This is a genomic window from Aquirufa sp. OSTEICH-129A (assembly GCF_054558355.1).
In genome coordinates, this window is sequence record NZ_JBPXKC010000001.1 from 733,649 (window position 1) to 752,865 (window position 19,217).

Annotated in this window: 16 protein-coding genes; 12 read left to right on the forward strand and 4 right to left on the reverse strand. The window is 37.6% G+C overall.

What is annotated here, in order from left to right:
* Window positions 1-4 precede the first annotated feature (4 nt).
* Window positions 5-637: an NAD(P)H-dependent oxidoreductase gene (locus SKC36_RS03300; protein ID WP_459453100.1), complete on the forward strand. Its 633-nt coding sequence runs from the start codon at window positions 5-7 to the stop codon at window positions 635-637.
* 30 nt (window positions 638-667) lie between these two features.
* Here SKC36_RS03300 and SKC36_RS03305 read toward each other — a convergent pair whose 3' ends face one another.
* Both SKC36_RS03305 and SKC36_RS03310 read right to left on the reverse strand, forming a co-directional pair.
* Window positions 668-2,113 (reverse strand): CCA tRNA nucleotidyltransferase, encoded by a 1,446-nt coding sequence (locus tag SKC36_RS03305; RefSeq protein ID WP_459453101.1) that lies wholly within the window; start codon window positions 2,111-2,113, stop codon window positions 668-670.
* Window positions 2,110-2,676 (reverse strand): L-threonylcarbamoyladenylate synthase, encoded by a 567-nt coding sequence (locus tag SKC36_RS03310; protein WP_459464567.1) that lies wholly within the window; start codon window positions 2,674-2,676, stop codon window positions 2,110-2,112. The genes SKC36_RS03305 and SKC36_RS03310 overlap by 4 nt, the downstream gene beginning before the upstream one ends.
* 107 nt (window positions 2,677-2,783) lie before the next feature.
* On the opposite strand from SKC36_RS03310, the gene argS reads away from it, so the two are divergent.
* The 4 genes from argS (at window position 2,784) to SKC36_RS03330 (ending at window position 7,568) form a co-directional block, all read left to right on the forward strand.
* Entirely contained in the window at window positions 2,784-4,571 is a 1,788-nt protein-coding gene (argS, locus tag SKC36_RS03315) for an arginine--tRNA ligase (RefSeq protein WP_459464569.1), read from the forward strand.
* Window position 4,572: 1 nt separating this feature from the next.
* On the forward strand, window positions 4,573-5,199 hold the full coding sequence (locus SKC36_RS03320; RefSeq protein ID WP_459464571.1) for a glutathione peroxidase: 627 nt from the start codon (window positions 4,573-4,575) through the stop codon (window positions 5,197-5,199).
* A gap of 69 nt (window positions 5,200-5,268) precedes the next feature.
* Window positions 5,269-6,183 carry a 1,4-dihydroxy-2-naphthoate octaprenyltransferase gene (gene menA, locus SKC36_RS03325; protein ID WP_459464573.1) on the forward strand — a complete coding sequence of 305 codons (915 nt, stop codon included), beginning with the start codon at window positions 5,269-5,271 and terminating at the stop codon, window positions 6,181-6,183.
* A gap of 38 nt (window positions 6,184-6,221) precedes the next feature.
* Window positions 6,222-7,568, forward strand: a complete 1,347-nt coding sequence (locus tag SKC36_RS03330; RefSeq protein WP_459464576.1) for a tetratricopeptide repeat protein — start codon at window positions 6,222-6,224, stop codon at window positions 7,566-7,568.
* A gap of 2 nt (window positions 7,569-7,570) precedes the next feature.
* On the opposite strand, the gene SKC36_RS03335 is transcribed toward SKC36_RS03330, so the two are convergent.
* Window positions 7,571-8,344, reverse strand: a complete 774-nt coding sequence (locus tag SKC36_RS03335; protein ID WP_459464578.1) for an AMP nucleosidase — start codon at window positions 8,342-8,344, stop codon at window positions 7,571-7,573.
* 66 nt (window positions 8,345-8,410) lie between these two features.
* On the opposite strand from SKC36_RS03335, the gene SKC36_RS03340 reads away from it, so the two are divergent.
* From SKC36_RS03340 to SKC36_RS03355, 4 genes are all read left to right on the forward strand, one after another.
* Window positions 8,411-8,872, forward strand: a complete 462-nt coding sequence (locus tag SKC36_RS03340) for a type I restriction enzyme HsdR N-terminal domain-containing protein (RefSeq protein ID WP_459453108.1) — start codon at window positions 8,411-8,413, stop codon at window positions 8,870-8,872.
* The gene (gene pafA, locus SKC36_RS03345; RefSeq protein WP_459464580.1) at window positions 8,869-10,506 is read left to right on the forward strand and encodes an alkaline phosphatase PafA; all 1,638 of its coding nucleotides are present in this window, start codon (window positions 8,869-8,871) and stop codon (window positions 10,504-10,506) included. The genes SKC36_RS03340 and pafA overlap by 4 nt, the downstream gene beginning before the upstream one ends.
* Before the next feature lie 85 nt (window positions 10,507-10,591).
* The gene (locus tag SKC36_RS03350; RefSeq protein ID WP_459453110.1) at window positions 10,592-11,905 is read left to right on the forward strand and encodes a UDP-glucose dehydrogenase family protein; all 1,314 of its coding nucleotides are present in this window, start codon (window positions 10,592-10,594) and stop codon (window positions 11,903-11,905) included.
* A gap of 9 nt (window positions 11,906-11,914) precedes the next feature.
* Window positions 11,915-12,889, forward strand: a complete 975-nt coding sequence (locus SKC36_RS03355) for a UDP-glucuronic acid decarboxylase family protein (RefSeq protein WP_459453111.1) — start codon at window positions 11,915-11,917, stop codon at window positions 12,887-12,889.
* Window positions 12,890-13,117: 228 nt separating this feature from the next.
* Here the strand turns inward: SKC36_RS03355 and SKC36_RS03360 are convergent, their stop codons facing one another.
* The gene (locus SKC36_RS03360; RefSeq protein WP_459464582.1) at window positions 13,118-16,429 is read right to left on the reverse strand and encodes a TonB-dependent receptor; all 3,312 of its coding nucleotides are present in this window, start codon (window positions 16,427-16,429) and stop codon (window positions 13,118-13,120) included.
* Window positions 16,430-16,693: 264 nt separating this feature from the next.
* On the opposite strand from SKC36_RS03360, the gene selD reads away from it, so the two are divergent.
* Genes selD through SKC36_RS03375 form a run of 3 tightly spaced genes read left to right on the forward strand, consistent with a single transcriptional unit; the run spans window position 16,694 to window position 19,212 of the window.
* On the forward strand, window positions 16,694-17,731 hold the full coding sequence (gene selD, locus SKC36_RS03365) for a selenide, water dikinase SelD (protein ID WP_459464584.1): 1,038 nt from the start codon (window positions 16,694-16,696) through the stop codon (window positions 17,729-17,731).
* Window positions 17,732-18,493 carry an alpha/beta fold hydrolase gene (locus SKC36_RS03370; protein ID WP_459453114.1) on the forward strand — a complete coding sequence of 254 codons (762 nt, stop codon included), beginning with the start codon at window positions 17,732-17,734 and terminating at the stop codon, window positions 18,491-18,493.
* Window positions 18,490-19,212 (forward strand): SAM-dependent methyltransferase, encoded by a 723-nt coding sequence (locus SKC36_RS03375; protein WP_459464586.1) that lies wholly within the window; start codon window positions 18,490-18,492, stop codon window positions 19,210-19,212. The genes SKC36_RS03370 and SKC36_RS03375 overlap by 4 nt, the downstream gene beginning before the upstream one ends.
* Window positions 19,213-19,217: the final 5 nt, after the last annotated feature.

Below are 19,217 nucleotides of genomic sequence, written 5' to 3' on the forward strand. Positions count from 1 at the left end.
AATTATGTCCTTAATAGATGCTTTGGAGTGGCGATATGCTGCGAAAAGAATGAACGGTAAAAAGGTGGATGCATCTAAAATAGATTCCCTTTTAACTTCCATTCAATTATCTGCTTCTGGATTTGGTTTACAACCTTATCAAGTTTTGGTAATTGAGAATGAAGAATTAAAAGCCAAAATTCAACCTGCAGCTTTTAATCAGCCACAGGTAGTGGAATCATCACACCTTTTAATCTTTGCTGCTTGGAATGAGATTACCGAGGAAAAAATCAATGCTTTCATCCAATTAGTTTCCGAAACAAGAAATGTTCCATTGGAGGATTTAAAGGCATACAAAGACGCTATTGCAGGATCTTTGTTGAGTCGCCCTGTGGAAGATCAAGTAAAATGGATGGATAAGCAGGTGTATTTGGCCATGGGTACTGCCCTAGCTGCAGCTGCCAAATTAGAAATTGATAGCACCCCGATGGAAGGATTTATTCCAGCACAGGTTGATGCTATTTTAAATCTAAAAGAAAAAGGTTTACATGCTGTTTTAATGATGGCAGTTGGTGAGCGAGATGAATCCTCAGACTTTATGGTAAATGCGAAAAAAGTTCGCTGGCCTAAAGAAGAGTTATTTATTCACGTGATATAATCTAAAAAAGGTCTCTAACGAGACCTTTTTTTATGCCAAATCAGCTAGATTTATGTGAGGACTCAATCCGAGTTTCTTCCCCTCTTCAAGCATAAATTCCCAGGCAGAAGACAAATCATTTTTCACTTGACCCTCCAAAATTGCTTCTCGAATAGCGACTTTTATCAAGCCAATTTCTTTACCAGGTCCAATATCAAATACCTGCATGATAATTTCTCCAGAAATCACAGGTTGAAAATTTCTCAATGAATCCTTCTCCTCTACTTCCTTCAGTTTTTCCTCTACTTTATCAAAGTTCTTCAAATACCTTTTTACTTTATCGCCATTTTTGGAGGTGATATCAGCCCGACAAAGGGTCATTAATGCTTCCAATTCTTCCCCTGCTTCAAATAATAAGCGCCTCAAAGCGGCATCGGTAATTTCTTCCTTTGATAAAGCTATAGGCCGTAAGTGCAAACGAACTAGCTTTTGAACTAATTTCATCTTCTCATTCAAAGGCAATTTTAATCGTTTAAATATTGCGGGCACCTGCCTCGCTCCCATCTCTTCATGACCGTGAAATGTCCATCCTTTTTTGGGGTCAAATCGTTTGGTAGCTGGTTTGGCGATATCGTGTAATATTGCTGCCCAACGCCACCATAAATCATCAGTATGCTGGGAAATATTGTCTAAGACTTGAAGTGTATGGTAAAAATTATCTTTATGCCCCTTTCCTTCTTCCGTATCTACCCCTTTAAGTTTAACAAATTCAGGAAATATAATGGGCAAAATACCGCAAGCATCTAAAAGTAGAAATCCATAGGATGGTTTTTTACATAGGATAATTTTATTCAACTCTTCCGAGATTCTTTCCATAGAAATAATTTCTAGGCGAACATTCTCAACTTGAAGAGCCTCAAAAGTACTTGGGTATATATCAAAGCCTAATTGTGCCGCAAAACGAATCGCGCGCATCATCCGAAGAGGATCGTCGGAAAAGGTGATTCTTGGTTCTAGCGGAGTTCGTAAAATTCGAGCTTCTAAGTCTTTTAGTCCGTCAAATGGATCCAGGAGTTTGCCCCTATGAGCTGAATTAAGCTGGACAGCCATGGCATTGATGGTGAAATCTCGCCGATTTTGGTCATCCTCCAAGCTTCCTTCCTCCACCACTGGTTTTCTTGAATCTCGTTGATAGGATTCCTTTCTAGCTCCAACAAACTCTAAGTCCCAGTCATCTACCTTAAGCATAGCGGTACCAAAGTTTTTGAAAACAGAAACTTGATGCTCTGGTAAATTAAATTCGCGAGCAACTTCCTCCGCTAATGCGATACCAGAACCAATACAAACTACATCGATATCCTTCTGGCTATCTCGACCTAAAATGGCATCACGTACAAATCCTCCAATGACATAGGCGTCCAATCCCAAACGGTCAGCTGCAGCTCCAATTTTGACAAAAATTGGATTCTCAATAATTTCCTTTCCCGTTTGTATCATTTACGAATCATAGTATAATCACCATTAAGGCCTAATTTGACAATTTTAGATGCCTTAGCTTTTCCTTTGGTAGGCTGGGGATTTTGTAAAATATAGTCTACTCCTTGTTTTATTACAGGAGATATGCTTTCAAAATTTTCAGGAGATAATTCACCAGAAACATTGGCAGAAGAAGAAACAATAGCTCTTTGATATCGATAAACTAGGCCCTTACAAAAATCATCTTTCACTAAACGAATGGCAATACTTCCTTCTGGCCCCAATACAAGTTTACTTACATTTTTACCTTTGGGATAAATGACCGTTAAGGGGTCTTCGGCAAAATCTACCAAATCCCAGGCAATGTCAGGAACTTGTTCCACGTATTCATTTAATTGCTCAATCTTTGAAATCAACAAGATTAATCCCTTATTTTCTGGCCTTTGCTTGATATCCAACATTTTTTCAATTGACGCATCCATTCGTGCATCGCATCCTAAACCCCATATCGTATCACTGGGATATAAGAGTACACCACCCGTTTTTAAGGATTTAATGGCTTCGTCGTAAACAGATTGTATCATGCCACAAAGGTAAAGATTAATTCCTCTTTTATTAAGTCAAGAATCAATGTTTAGCATGAATTGGCTACCTTTGCAAACATTTTAATCACATTTTCTTCGTCTTTGGTATGTCGAGTATTCAAGTACAACTCATTGAAAGTATTCAAGCAGGTTTAAGTTCATTATTTCAAATAGATGAAAAAGACCTTAGCCTTCAAGAAACAAAAAAGGAATTTGAAGGGGCTTATACTTTTGTCGTATTTCCATATACCAAAAAAGCTGGTAAAGCCCCTGCCCAAATTGCACAGACATTAGGTGACTATTTAATTGAAAACAAGCCTCAATTGGTAAAGGCCTATCAAGTAGTTCAAGGTTTTTTGAATATTTCACTTCATGACTCCGTATGGTATGGCTTATTGCAAGATTTATCAAATGATTCATCTGCTTTTCAATTGGCGCCTAAGAATGAAAAAATTGTCATTGAATATTCTTCTCCCAATACCAACAAACCGCTTCACCTAGGCCATTTGAGAAATAATTTCTTAGGTTATTCCGTCGCCCAAATCTTGAAAGCTGGTGGATATGAAGTCATCAAGACCAATTTGGTCAATGATCGTGGTATTCATATTTGCAAGTCGATGTTGGCCTACCAATTATTTGGAAATGGTGAAACTCCTGCTTCCAGCGGCATGAAAGGAGATCACTTGGTGGGTAAATATTATGTAGCCTTTGATAAAGCCTATAAAGCAGAAATTGAACAATTGGTAGCCACAGGCTTAGATGCAGAAAAAGCCAAGGCAGAAGCACCAATCATGTTGCAGGCTCAGGCCATGCTATTAGCTTGGGAACAAGGTGAACCTGCCGTAATTCAATTATGGGAAACCATGAATTCATGGGTATTAGAAGGTTTTGCTGCAAGTTACAAGCAAATGGGAGTTGATTTTGATAAAATATACCGTGAATCAAATACCTATTTATTGGGTAAAAAATTAGTTGATGAAGGATTAACCCAAGGGGTATTTTATCAGAAACCAGATGGCTCTGTTTGGATAAATTTAGAGGAGGAAGGCTTGGATGAGAAATTAGTTCTCAGAAAGGATGGAACTTCAGTTTATATTACCCAAGACATGGGAACGGCCCAATTGAAATATGAAGATTTTGGAGCTAAGCAATCCATTTATGTCGTGGGAAATGAACAAGACTACCATTTTGAGGTTCTTTTTCATATCTTAAAGAAACTCAATAAAGCTTTTTCTCAAGGAAATTATCATCTTTCATATGGCATGGTAGACTTACCTAGTGGTAAAATGAAATCTAGAGAGGGTACGGTTGTGGATGCGGATGATTTGATGCAGGAAATGGTCGATACTGCGAGAGAAAGGACCCTAGAATTGGGGAAAATTGAAGGTTTTTCTGAGGAGGAATCAAATCAATTATTCCAGCAGTTAGGCATGGGAGCTTTGAAATACTTTTTACTTAAAGTAGATCCCAAAAAACGGATGTTATTCAACCCAGAGGAATCCATTGATTTCCAAGGAAATACAGGACCATTCATTCAATATACGCATACCAGGATTTGTTCGATCAGAAGAAAAGCGCTAGAAAAAGGATTTCCAATGAGTGGAAAATCGGATTCTAACATTACGCTAGCTGAGTCTGAAAGAGAATTAATCTATTTACTGGGTACATATAAAACTAAGTTAGCCGAGGCTTGTGAAAACTTTTCTCCATCAATTATTGCTCAATATTCGTTTGATTTGGCAAAACAATTCAATAAATTTTACAATGAATTGACGATATTAAACGAGGAAAATGAGGACATTAGAACAATTCGACTTACCTTGGCAGACCTAACAGGTAAAACAATTCAACACGCAACTTCGTTATTGGGTATAGTTTCACCTGAACGGATGTAACATGAAACGAATTTTAACTATCTCACTTATATTAATCACTGTCGTTATGTTAGTAAATATTGTAAAAATTGGATCCTTATTAACGGCTCTTACTTTGCCGTTTAAACAAAACACCATTTTAAACCGCCCAGAAAACGTGGAAACTGTTGTTGCAGCACCGAACTTTCATACTTTTAAAATGAAAGGAATTGATGGCAAGGTTATTGACTTTAGCCAGTTCAAAGGAAAGAAAGTAGTTGTATTAAATACAGCTTCTAAATGTGGATATACTCCGCAGTATGCTGATTGGGAGAAATTCCACCAAGCAAATAAAGACATCGTTATTTTAGGATTTCCCGCCAATGAATTTGGTGGTCAGGAGCCTGGTACTAACGAAGAAATTGCAAGCTTTTGCCAAAAAAACTACGGTGTTAGTTTCCAAATGATGGAGAAAGTCGTAGTGAAAGGTGAAGCTAAATGTGATTTATACAAATGGTTGACAGATAAAAAAAGTAATGGTTGGAATGAAAAAGAACCAAGCTGGAATTTCTGTAAGTATGTTATCAACGAAAAAGGTGAATTAGTTAACTTTTTCGCTTCGGGCATCAAACCTACAAGTCCTGAGTTTCTTCAAGCATTAGCGAAATAATCTATTTCTTTACATCCCTGAATTAAGACCTAATTCAGGGATGTTTGTTTCTAATTAAAAGCAAAGTTTATGAATCGTTGGGTAGAAGCCGCTAGGCCCCGCACATTACCATTGGCAGCAGCTAGCACCATTTTAGGTAATATATTGGCCTATGTAGATGGGCGCTTTCAATGGACAATTGGTGCATTAGCCATTCTCACTACCCTCCTACTACAAATTCTATCCAATTTTGCCAATGATTTAGGAGATACGCAAAATGGAATTGACAATGCCGACAGAAAAGTTGCTTTAAGGGCTGTTCAGACTGGTGCTATAAGCCCGGTTGAAATGAAAAAAGCGGTGTACTTGTTTGCCTTATTAGCATTTATTTCAGGCATCAGCCTATTATATGTCAGCTTACAAACTGCGTCCATCGAAATCATTCTTAGCTTTTTAGTTTTAGGTATTTTGGCCATAGGTGCCGCCATCGCGTATACAGTAGGTAAAAGACCTTATGGTTATATGGGCTTGGGAGACCTTTCTGTCTTTTTGTTTTTTGGAATAGTTGGTACGGTGGGCGTCTATTTTTTACAAACCTTGGCTTTTAAACCTGCCATATTTTTACCTGCGGCTGGTTGTGGATTTATGTCAGTAGCTGTACTTAATCTCAATAACCTGCGCGATTTAGAAAATGATAAAAAACAAGGTAAGTTATCCATTCCCGTACGAATTGGGAAGACCACAGGCTTCCTCTATCAAAAGTTTTTATACATACTTAGTATCCTCAGCTTTGGAATATTTCCCATGATGAATCAGGGAGTACCTCCTACCTTCATACAAAATGCCACCATGTTGGCAGCCTATATACCCATTGCCTTATTAGCCAACAAATTACAGCCTAATTTAACACCGGCCCAAATAGATCCCTATTTGAAAAAAACAGCTTTGCTTACCTTATGGCTTATTTTAGTATTTGGGTTTACTCAAATTTTTCTTAGCGAGTGATTTCCCTTATTTTTACAGTCTAAATTTAATATTTGACCATGAAGTGGACTTCTCTGGCTTTTGCCTGCATACTTATTATTTCTAATTCTGTTTTGGCACAAGATACTGTCAATTACATGGAGCTAGGTTTAACTCAAAATAAAACGGGAAATTACGCCGAGGCTCTTAGAAACTTCAGTATTGAAATTGAGAGAAATACAGCTAATCCTAATCCAATTGCATTTTATAATCGAGGATTTGCTAAGTATAATTTAAAAGATTTCAGAGGAGCCATACTGGATTTTGAAAAAGCCATTGAATTAAAATCCACATATTACGAAGCATTTATTGCCCGTGGCCAAAGTTATAGTAAGCAAGACAATCACAAAATTGCCATTCAAGATTATAATGAAGCGATTCGATTAAACCCCTTAGAGGCAACTGCCTATTATTCCAGGGGACTGTCAAAAAGTAAATTGGAAAACTACCGTGGTGGTTTATCTGACTTCAATAAATCCTTGGAGTTAAATCCTGAATATGCCCCTTGTCTAGCCGCCAGAGGAGATTGCAAGGTCAAATTAGGGGAATATTCAAGCAGTATTGAGGACTACAGTAAAGCCATCGAAATAAGCCCAAAAAGATCAACTTATTATTCTGGTAGAGGCTTTGCCAAAATGAAATTAAATGATTTTGCGAATGCATTAAAGGATTTCAATGAAGCCCTTAAAATCAGTCCAGACGAAGCTAATGACTGGTATTTTTCTGGATTTTGTAAAACGCAATTGGAAAATTTCCGGGGTGAAAATGGCGAAAAAGGAGCCTTAGAAGATTTCAACAAAGCATTGGAAATAGAACCTACCAAGGTGGAAGCTTTATATGGAAGGGGATTTGTGAAGTCTAAATTAGGCGATCAACGTGGGGCCATTGAAGATTATTCGAAGGCGGTAGATATGGGAAATTTAGAAAATGCTAAAATTCTATACACTGCCAAAATGAATAAAGCCGTATTGGACGAATTAAGGAATGCTGTCCAAGATAAAATCAAAATGGCTGAATTTAGTCCAGAAAGAGCAGAAATCTATTTCAATAGAGGTTTAGCCAAATCAAAATCAGGAGACCCTAAGCAGGCCATGGATGATTATAACCGAGCAATTTCCTTAAATCCCATCTATGCAGATGCTTATTTTATGAGAGCAATGGCTAAATCCAATTTAGGAGACCAGCGAAATGCCATTCAAGATTGCAGCAATGCCATCAAATTGAACGCCAAATACGCTGAAGCCTATTTTGTAAGAGGAATCATCAAACTAGCCTTAGCGGATACTACAGGGTGTTTGGATTTAAGCAAAGCAGGAGAATTGGGTTACAATCCATCCTTTCAGGTTATTCGTGATTTCTGCAATTAAAATTATTCAAAACGTAAGTGCTTAACAGATTCTCCAGAAGAAGCTAATTCTTCTAGCGCATCGATGCCTATTTGAAGGTGCAGATTCACATAATTATCGGTTACTTTTTTATCACTAACATCTGTTTTAACTCCATCTGGAGTCATGGGATTATCTGAAACCAATAACAAAGCTCCCCGAGGAATTTTATTGACAAAACCCACGGTGAAAATCGTTGCTGTTTCCATATCAATGCACATAGCACGGATATCAGACAAATACTTTTTAAAATCCTCATCGTGCTCCCAAACCCGACGATTGGTGGTATAAATTAAGCCTGTCCAATAATCCTTTTCGTGCTTCTTAATCATGGAAGATACAGAACGCTGCAAACGGAAAGATGGTAAAGCAGGAATCTCTTTTGGCATATATTCATCTGAGGTTCCTTCTCCCCTTACGGCAGCGATAGGAAGTATTAAATCGCCTAAGGCTAAGTTCTTTTTCAATCCCCCGCATTTGCCTAAAAACAATACCGCTTTGGGCGAAATAGCAGATAGAATATCCATCACGGTGGCAGCCATGGGTGAACCCATACCGAAATTAATGATGGTGATATTATCCGCGGTGGCTGTTTGCATCGGTCGATCCTTCCCTAAGATTTCTACGCCAAATTTTTCAGCAAACATATCGACGTAATTTTTAAAATTGGTCAATAAAATATACTGACCAAAACTTTCCAATGGTGTTCCTGTGTAACGAGGTAACCAATTTTGTACAATTTCTTCTTTAGTTTTCATGAAAAGAGCAAGTTCGTGATGAAATTAATCTACAAATAGATTAATTTAGAGTTTGTGTAATGGCCCATGATGCAACCTTTAGCTGACCTGACGCTCCAGTTTCCCCCTTATGATTACAAATTAAAACAAAAGGATGGAAAACTCTATATTTTTGATTCGATAGCCAAGAAATTTAGAATGCTTTCGCCAGAAGAATGGGTACGTCAACACTGTTTGCAATACATCACCACGCATTTAAATTATCCTATTGGCATGATACAAATTGAAGGTGGAATTCATGTCAATCAATTACAAAGAAGAAGTGATATTCAAATTTATGCCAAGGATGGAACTGTATTTATGATCATTGAATGTAAGGCCCCTCATGTTAAGCTCACTGAAATTACATGGCAGCAAATTAGTCAATATCAAAAAAAGATACAGTCCAAGTATTTAGTACTTACCAATGGACTAGAAACCAGATTACTAGAGATCGATTTATTACACCAAAAAACAAAAACCTTAACACAATTTCCTATTTATTTATGAAAAGACACAGTAGAGTATTTGCCTTTTTGATCATCAGTTTACTAAGTATAAGTACAACATGGGCTCAAAATAAAACCAAAGCATTAGCCAAAAGACCCGCGTTAGTGGTTGGTATTGTGGTGGATCAAATGCGTTATGATTATTTATATAAATACCAGGATCGCTACAGCGACAATGGATTTAAGCGTTTGATGCGTGAAGGTTTAAATTGCCAAGACAATCATTATAATTATGCCCCTACAGTGACGGCAGCTGGACATGCTAGTGTTTATACAGGAACTGTTCCAGCAGTACATGGTATTGTAGGAAATGATTGGACGGACGTAGCCACAGGCAAAAAAGTATATTGTACTGATGACAGTACTGTAACAACCGTTGGAACGACTGGAAAAACTGGATTTATGTCGCCCAAAAACCTATGGACAAGCACCATCACAGATCAATTACGCATAGCACAGAATTTTCGCTCTAAAACCATTGCCATTGCATTAAAGGACCGAGGAGCTATTTTACCTGGCGGTCATACAGCTAATGCCTCCTATTGGTATGATTCGAAAGAAGGTCGCTGGATTACTTCTACTTTTTATATGAAAGAATTACCTACTTGGGTTCAAAAATTCAACTCCGAGGAAAAAGCCCTCAATTATATAAAGAAAGGCTGGAATACCTTGTATCCCATTGAAACATATATTCAAAGTGCAGAGGACAATTTACCATTTGAAGGAAAATTACCATCCGAAAAAACACCAACATTCCCTCATACTTTAGAAGGGCCAAATCCCTTAGAAATAATCCGTTCCACACCTTATGGGAATTCTATTACGAAGGATTTTGCATTAAAAGCCATTGAAGAAGAAAAATTGGGACAAAACAACTCAACAGATTTTTTAGCAGTAAGTTTTTCATCCACAGATTATGTTGGCCATGCATTTGGTCCACAGTCAATAGAATTAGAAGATACCTATTTACGTCTGGACCGTGATATTGCGGAAATGTTAACCTACTTAGATAAGCAATTTGGCAAAGACCGAGTATTGGTATTTTTAACAGCGGATCATGCAGTAGCAGAAGTTCCTGGCTATTTACAATCTAAAAAAATGCCTGGTGGCGTTTTTGAAGCCAATAAAGCCTTAACGGAGGCAAAAAATGCTTTGCAAAAGGAATTTGGATCGGATAAATTAATTATTGGTAGTGAAAACTCACAGCTTTACATTGACCATTCATTAGCAGAAAAATTAGCTATCAATCGTAAAAAGTTACATCAAGTTTTATTGGCAGCTTATTCAAAAATTGAGGGAACATCGACCATCGTCGATATGCAAGATATTGCAAACAGTTCATTAATACAGCCATACAAAGAACTAGTTAGCCATGGATACAACCCAGCCCGAAGTGGTGATTTCATGATTTTATTAAAGCCACAATGGTTCATGGGCGGAAAAACAGGTACCACGCATAGCACTCTATATGCTTATGATACCCATGTCCCTCTTTTATTTTATGGTTGGAAAGTTAAGCCACAAGAAATTAGTAGCAGAACGAGCATTAGTGATATTTCTACCACCCTTGCCAATTGGTTAGGATGCATGGAACCTTCCGGAAGTATTGGAAAAATTATACCATTGGCTAAATAGATTTGAATATTTGAATTTATTATAAATTTTAAAAGAAAAATGGCTAATTTTAGGCCAAATTTTTGAACTAATTAAAGATTAACCCATGAAAATTGCGGTAGTAGGAACGGGATATGTAGGCCTAGTCACAGGAACTTGTTTTTCAGAAACAGGTAATCACGTTACTTGTGTAGATATTAATGAAGCTAAGATAAATCAAATGAAAGCGGGTGTAGTACCCATTTATGAACCTGGTTTAGAAGATTTATTTCATCGCAACGTAGAAGAAGGCCGTTTAAACTTTACCACTTCATTAGTAGAAGGTATAGAAGGAGCCAAAGTTATATTTTTAGCCTTACCTACGCCTCCCGGGGAAGATGGTTCGGCAGATTTGAAGTATATCTTGCAGGTGGCCAATGATTTAGGTCCATTGTTGAAAGATTATACAGTTATTATTGATAAAAGTACTGTCCCTGTAGGCACATCGGAATTGGTTAAAAACGCCATTGCAAAAAATGCCAAAGTGCCTTTTGATGTGGTATCTAATCCTGAGTTTTTAAGAGAAGGGGTAGCTGTAGAAGATTTCATGAAACCAGACCGAGTGGTTATAGGAACGGAATCAGATAGAGCCAAAGAATTAATGAGTAAATTATACGCTCCCTTAGTTCGTCAAGGAAATCCTATCATTTTTATGGATGAGCGTTCCGCAGAAATGACAAAATATGCCGCCAATGCATTTTTAGCAACCAAAATCACTTTCATGAATGAGATTGCTAATTTATGTGAATTGGTTGGAGCAAACGTAGACGATATTCGCCGAGGTATAGGAACCGATTCCCGCATTGGTAAGCGATTTTTATTTGCTGGTATAGGATATGGAGGAAGTTGTTTTCCAAAAGATGTTCAAGCCTTGGCAAAAACTTCAGAAGAGAATAATTACAAGTTCCATATACTGGACAGCGTAATGCGGGTAAATGAAAACCAGAAGACTAAATTATTACCGCAAGTTCGCCAGTATTTTAATGATGATTTAGCTGGAAAAACCATTGCCATTTGGGGTTTGGCCTTCAAGCCATATACGGATGATATTCGTGAAGCTCCAGCTTTGTATAATATTGAAGCCTTATTAGCCGCTGGTTGTACCATCAAAGCTTATGACCCAGAGGCTATGCCAAATGTTCAAACTTTATTAGGAGATAGCATACAGTTTTGTAAAAATCCTTACGAAGCTTTGGAAAATGCGGACGCTCTTTTAATTGTTACCGAATGGCCTCAATTCCGTACTCCTGACTTTGAAAAAATGGATTCATTACTTAAAAACAAGGTCATTTTTGACGGTAGAAATTTATATGAATTATCTCAAATGAAAGAATTAGGTTATACCTATTATTCCATTGGCCGTCAAACCGTATTATCTTAAAACGTAGAAATGAAAAAAGTATTAATAACTGGAGGAGCTGGTTTTTTAGGGTCGCATTTATGTGATCGATTTATCAAGGAAGGTTATCATGTGATAGCCATGGATAATTTAATTACGGGCGATTTAAAAAACATTGAGCACCTTTTCAAGCTTCCCAATTTTGAATTTTATCATCATGATGTTTCTAAGTTCATTCACGTTCCAGGTGAATTAGATTACATCCTTCACTTTGCATCACCTGCCTCTCCAATTGATTATTTAAAAATCCCAATTCAGACCTTAAAAGTAGGTTCTTTGGGGATTCATAATTGTTTAGGATTAGCTCGTGTAAAAAATGCCCGTGTATTGATTGCTTCTACATCTGAGGTTTACGGTGACCCATTAGTTCATCCACAAACAGAGGAATATTGGGGAAATGTAAATCCAGTTGGCCCTAGAGGTGTTTACGATGAGGCAAAGCGTTTTCAAGAAGCCATGACGATGGCATATCATACCTACCATGAAGTTGAAACCCGAATTGTCCGAATATTCAATACCTATGGTCCTAGAATGCGTCTAAACGACGGACGAGTATTACCAGCATTTATTGGTCAGGCCTTACGAGGAGAAGATTTAACGATGTTTGGTGATGGATCTCAAACGCGTGCTTTTTGTTATGTAGATGATCTAGTAGAGGGGATTTATCGCTTATTATTAAGTGATTACGCCCAACCAGTTAATATCGGTAATCCAGATGAAATCACCATTAAAGAGTTCGGTGAAGAAATCATCAAGTTAACCGGCACTAGTCAAAAATTAATTTCCCTTCCTTTACCAACGGACGATCCCAAACAAAGAAAGCCAGATATTACAAAGGCCAAAGCTATTTTAGGCTGGGAACCCAAAGTATCAAGGGCGGAAGGCTTAAAAATCACGTATGAATATTTCAAATCTTTAAGTCAAGAAGACTTACACAGATTAGCTCATCATAAAGAGTTCAAGTAAAAAAATCAACATCAAAAAGGCCAGCAAATTGCTGGCCTTTTTTGTGATTTAAAATTTATCGGGATTTTGATAAAGATGATGTCATTGAAATAAAATTATTTTGAAAATCGTTATCAACGCACAACGCTGTCAAGGTTTGGAACCTTGCCAGCGTGAAAAAATTGCGTTGAAAACAAAAGAGGCTGCCCGATGGGCAGCCTCTTTTGAATTAGTATTGCAAGGATTCGATTATTCGAAAATATAACGAATTCCCAATTGTGCTTGCCAAACGTTATTTACGTTGATAGATTTCACGAATGAATCACGCAATAAGATGGTTTCGCTGGCACCTGTTGTAGGGTTCTGAATAACCTGAGTACCCATTTGATAAGTTACAGTACCATTCGATGCTGCTGTAAAGCGTAATGGGTTAGCATTGGTTGGAACCCAACCTACACCCCAAGTATTATCAAGTAAGTTACCCACGTTTAAGATATCAGCACGTAAACGGATGATATTTCTCTTGTTCTTACCTGTCTTGATGTGGAAATCTTGCTCAACAGTAAAGTCGAAACGAGTTAACCAAGGAGAATAAGCTCCGTTACGCTCAGCATACATTCCACGACGGTTTTTCAAATATTCATTACCGTCAATAAATGCATCAAAAGCAGCAGCTTGTTCAGCTGGCGTATAAGTACGTCCACTTACTACTAATGGAGTAAATGTCAAGTCAGATGCTTTGTAAGGAACAAAAATCAAGTCATTAATTTGACCATCTCCATTAAAGTCAGCACCAAAAGTATATGATTGACGATAACCTGAAGAAGAAACAGCTCCTAATGTAAACATAGTAGAACCTCCCAATTTACCACCGTAATTCAAACGATAGTTAACAAATCCTACAAAACGATGACGCAAATCATTATCTGAGAATGATGTTCTTAGGTAGTTTTGACCATATTCAGAAGCAATATTAGCTTGAACAGTTGAACCTACTGATTGAATGTCCTTAGCCACGGCATAAGTATAACCTAACATTCCACCAAAACCATCAACAGTTGGTTTTTCTAATTTTGCTGTGAATGAGTATGATTCACCTTTATCCGTGTTAGTTAACACGAATACGTTGGTTGTTGGAGCATTAATGAAACGACCTGCTGTATTGAAGCGACTACGGTTATCTGGTCCAACAAAATTAGCTGCAGGAGCTTTTAAGTTAGCGTCAATATAACGTAAGGAGTTCAAGTTTTTGTTGTAAATGGCCTCCAAAGTACCCACTAAACCCCATGGCAATTTCTTGTCAATAGCAAAGTTCGTTTTCCAAATCATTGGGTTTTTCAAATCTTCCGTTGAAGCATTTACTACATATGGAGGCAATTTATTGATATCCGTAGTAGCAGGCTTATAATTTTTTGGATTTAAAGTAAATGGATAAGCTGTAGTATTTGGCGCAGAAATTACCGCTGTATTTACCCCATTATTTCCCAATTGGTTAGATACCAATACTTGTGGAATTCTAGATACGAAGAAACCAGTACCACCTCTAATCTGTAATGACTTATCACCATTTACATCGTAATTAAATCCAATACGTGGAGAAACTAACAATTTAGCTGGAGGGAAAGCTCCTGTATTAACTTTCAAATCTTGACCATTCTCATCCTTATATGTCAAACCAGCTACGATTGGATTATAAAAATCCGCTGAAGTGGAATTGTCATAAGAGAACAAGTCAAAACGCACACCACCCGTTAACTTGAATTTCTCAGTTACTTGGAATTCATCTTGTACATAAGCTGAATAAGTAGAAACTTTCAATTGTTGCAATGGCTCAGCACCATCTGGCAATAATGAATAACGGTAGTTAAAACGAGGCATCACAACTGGCGAAACAGCCAAATTTGGATTTGCCTTGTAAGCTAAAGCGGCCGTTTTGAAATCATTGATGGAGTTAAATACATACACACCATTCGAAGAAGGGAAGAATACGTTATTCGACATAAAATACTCATAACTTAAACCAAATGTAAACGTGTGCTTATCATTAAAATAAGTCAAGTTATTGGTCAAGTTCAAAGTTGAATAATTCAACTTATTGTTAGGAGTAAATGGATCCATACCCAAAGAAGTATAAGTAGAACCATCTTTCAAGATATCAATGGTAGGGAATAAAGATGTTTGAGCTCTATCTTCAATTTGCTTGTTATATGTTGCAATAAAGTTATTAGCAAATTTTGAGTTCAAGGTGGAGTTCAATTCAGCTACGATGGAACGCGTGTTATCTTGAATGGTATAACCAGTATTTTGCGGTGACAAGGCTAAAGCCGAGTTAGTACGGTTACCATTACCCGCCGTATTACTACTATTCGAGTTAGAAATGATAGATCCTGACTGCGAATCGTGCTGAGAATAACGGATGGTTAATTTGTTGTTGTTGTTAATGTTATAATCCAAACGCAACAAACCTTTCTTTGAAGTCACTTCATTGTTGAAGTTATCAATCGCGCCAATTTCATAATTGAAATTAGATTTCATGAAATTTCCTAAATCTTCAATATCAGAAGCTAAAACACGAGAAACGTTACCTGTGGCACCTGGACGGTTTGCAGACCAGTTTAAAGCAGGCGTAGAGCTCTTAAATTCTTCATAGTTCGCAAAGAAGAATAATTTATCCTTAATCAAAGGACCTCCTACACGGAAACCTGTAGTCTTTTCAGAAATATTGATGGATGGTAAGTCTCTACCGTCCGCTTTCTTTCCTACTAAATCACTATTTCTAAAAATATGGTAGGCAGAACCAGTAAAATCATTAGTTCCAGAACGAGTTACTGCGTTGATACCAGCACCAGCAAAACCTGATTGACGAACATCAAATGGAGCAATGTTAATTTGGATTTGCTCAATGGCATCCAAAGAAACGGCAGTAGTACCTGTACGACCACCCGCTTGAGATGAACTTCCTAAACCAAATCCATTGTTGAAAACGGATCCGTCAATTGTGAAGTTATTGAAACGAGAATCTTGTCCAGCAAATGAACGTCCATTACTATACGCGTTGTACTTAGTAATGTCATCAATCGTACGTCCGATGGTTGGCAATCCATTGATTGTTTCTGTTGCAAATGAAGTGGCTGCACCTGTTCTATTGGAACTAAACAAATCTGAACGAGATGATTTAACCACAACTTCCTGCAATTGCTGACCTACTTCCTCTAGCTTAAAGCTAACGTTGGTAGAGGTACCTAAGCTTGTGAATAAATTGTCTTTAACTTGCTCTTTGTAACCTACAAAAGTTACTTTTAACACAAAAGGACCACCCACACGAACACCAATTAAGGTATAACGACCGGCAGCATTGGTGGCAACACCATACTTGGTTCCAGATGGAGTGTGCACAGCTAAAACGCTAGCACCTGGCAAAACCTCTCCTTTTGCATCGGTAACTGTACCAGTAAAAGAAGAGCTAGTAACTTGAGCAAATAGCTGCCCAATCGGCAATGCCATCAAAAGCGCAAAAAACGCCCCCAATAACACAGAACGAGTAATAAATCTTTTCTGCATAAATTTGGAATTTAGTTATAATTGAGTTGAAAGATATTTCCACAAAATAAATGTAAAAAATCAAATACTACAACTATTTGACAAAAGTCATTATAAGGCAAATTGTACTAATCAACTGATAATTAGAACAAAAAAGGCATTTTGTTATCATATTTAAATGTAATGACTCATCTTATTGTACTATTTATGCTTAAATCTTAACACAAACTTAATTTTTAATTATTTAAAGAATATTTTTGTACTCTTCATTTAAAATACCGAATATTGGACACTAGCATAAAATTAACCTCGTTTTCACATGGCGCTGGTTGTGGATGTAAGATTTCACCACAAATTTTAGATCAAATTTTACATACAGATACCCCAAAAAAAAATCATCCTCTTCTGTTGGTTGGAAATGAGAGTAGGGATGATGCAGCCGTATTTGATTGGCAAAATGGGGAGGCGGTTATTTCTACCACAGATTTTTTTATGCCCATTGTAGATGACCCTTTTGATTTCGGGAAAATTGCTGCTACAAACGCGATCTCTGATATCTATGCCATGGGAGGTTCTCCCCTAATGGCAATCGCCATATTGGGTTGGCCCATCGATAAATTAGCTCCAGAGATTGCTAAGAAAGTATTAGAAGGTGGACGAGCAGCATGTGCCGAAGCAGGTATACCTTTAGCAGGTGGGCATTCCATTGATTCCCCTGAACCTATTTTTGGTTTGGCTGTAACAGGAAAAGTTAAAAAAGAACATTTAAAACAAAACGATCAAGCTAGCGATCAATGTATATTGTATTTAACCAAACCTTTGGGCGTGGGAATTTTAACGACTGCTCAAAAAAGAGGAATAGTAAGTCCAGAAGATTTGCAATTGGCCGTTAACCAAATGAGTACTTTGAATAAATTAGGTGAAAAACTTGGGCCATTGGGCTATGTCAAATCATTAACAGACGTGACAGGTTTTGGTTTATTAGGGCATTTGGTAGAAATGTGTGATGGATCAGGAGTCAGTGCTCAATTATTTTTTGATAAAATCCCTACCCTTCCCCAGATTAAGCACTATTTAGAACAAAAATGTTTCCCGGGTGGAACAACCCGAAATTGGGCTAGTTATGAGCATCGAGTAGAAGATACCATTTCGGAAATTCAAAAGCTGATTGGGGCGGATCCTCAAACCTCCGGAGGTTTATTAATTGCGGTTGATAAAAATCACCAAATGGAATTTGAATCATTTGCACAATCGGAAGGTTTTACATTGGAGGTTATAGGGCAAACCATGGCCGCCAAAGAAAAGGCAATTTATATTCAATAAATGAAACTATATTTTAGAAAAGTGGGAGAGCAAGGCCCCGCCTTGATCATTCTCCATGGAATATTTGGATCTTCCGATAACTGGTTAGGCATAGCTAAAGTCTTATCCGACCAATATCAAGTGTATTTGGTTGATCAACGAAATCATGGGCAGTCGCCCTGGGCAGACGAATTTGATTACCAGGTAATGTCCGAAGATCTTTTGGAATTTATTCAAGAACATCAATTGACCAAGCCCATCATTCTAGGTCATTCAATGGGAGGTAAAGTCGTGATGCAATTTGCTTTAAACCATCCGGATATAGCTCAAAAAATGATCGTGGTAGATATTGCGCCTAAATTCTATCCAGTTCACCATACTGCCATTTTAGAGGGATTAAATAGCCTAGATCTAAAAAATCTCCAAAGTAGAACGGAGGCAAATGAACATTTGAAACGATTCGAGGAAAAGGAAGGTGTTCGTCAATTTTTATTGAAAAATTTATATCGAAATGAACAGCAAGAATTTGCCTGGAGAATAAATGTTCGTGTCATTACCAAAAATATTGACGTAGTAGGCCATGAACTTTGGGTAAAAAATGCAGTCAACATTCCTGCCTTTTTTATTAAAGGAGCAGAATCTCATTACATTCAACCTGAGGACGAGCGGTATATTGCAGAAATTTTCCCCAACTTTGAGTTGATCGAAATCCCCAATGCTGGACACTGGGTTCAGGCTGATCAACCTGAGGCATTTGTTGAGGCCTTACGCCAAATTTTATGAAAATCTATTTGATACCCTGCCCCATTGCTGAAAATACAGCCTCACAAGTTTTAGCACCCGAGGTAAGCCAAGCCATATTGACATGCCAACATTTTTTGGTAGAAAATGTACGTACGGCCAGAAGGTTCATCAGTGAATTAAAATTAGGTATCAAAATTGAAGATCTAGTTTTTGAAGTATTGGATAAGGATAGTTCGGCCGCTGAGGTAGAAAAATTTATTCAACCCCAGGTTCAAGGAAATCATTCCATCGGTATCATTTCTGAGGCCGGATGCCCTGGTATAGCTGATCCAGGTGCCCTGGCTGTTTCCATTGCGCACAAACTACAGATTGAAGTCGTTTCATTGGTTGGGCCCTCTTCCATCTTATTGGCCTTAATGGCCTCAGGGTTTTCTGGCCAAAGTTTTTGTTTTCATGGCTATTTACCCATTGAAAAAAGTGCCCGGGTAAAAAAGATTGAATACTTACAAAAGGAAGTGGAAAAATCCGGGCAAACTCAATTATTCATTGAAACACCCTATCGAAATAATGCACTGTTGACAGATTTATTAGAAGTTTGTCCCAAACATCAATTGATTTGCCTAGCATGCGATATTCAAGCACCACTAGGATTTATTCAAACTAAAACGGTGGAGTCTTGGGCTAAATCTATTCCCGATTTGCATAAAAAACCATGCATATTCTTATTAGGACAACATCAATTTACAGGAAATAAGTAATTTGC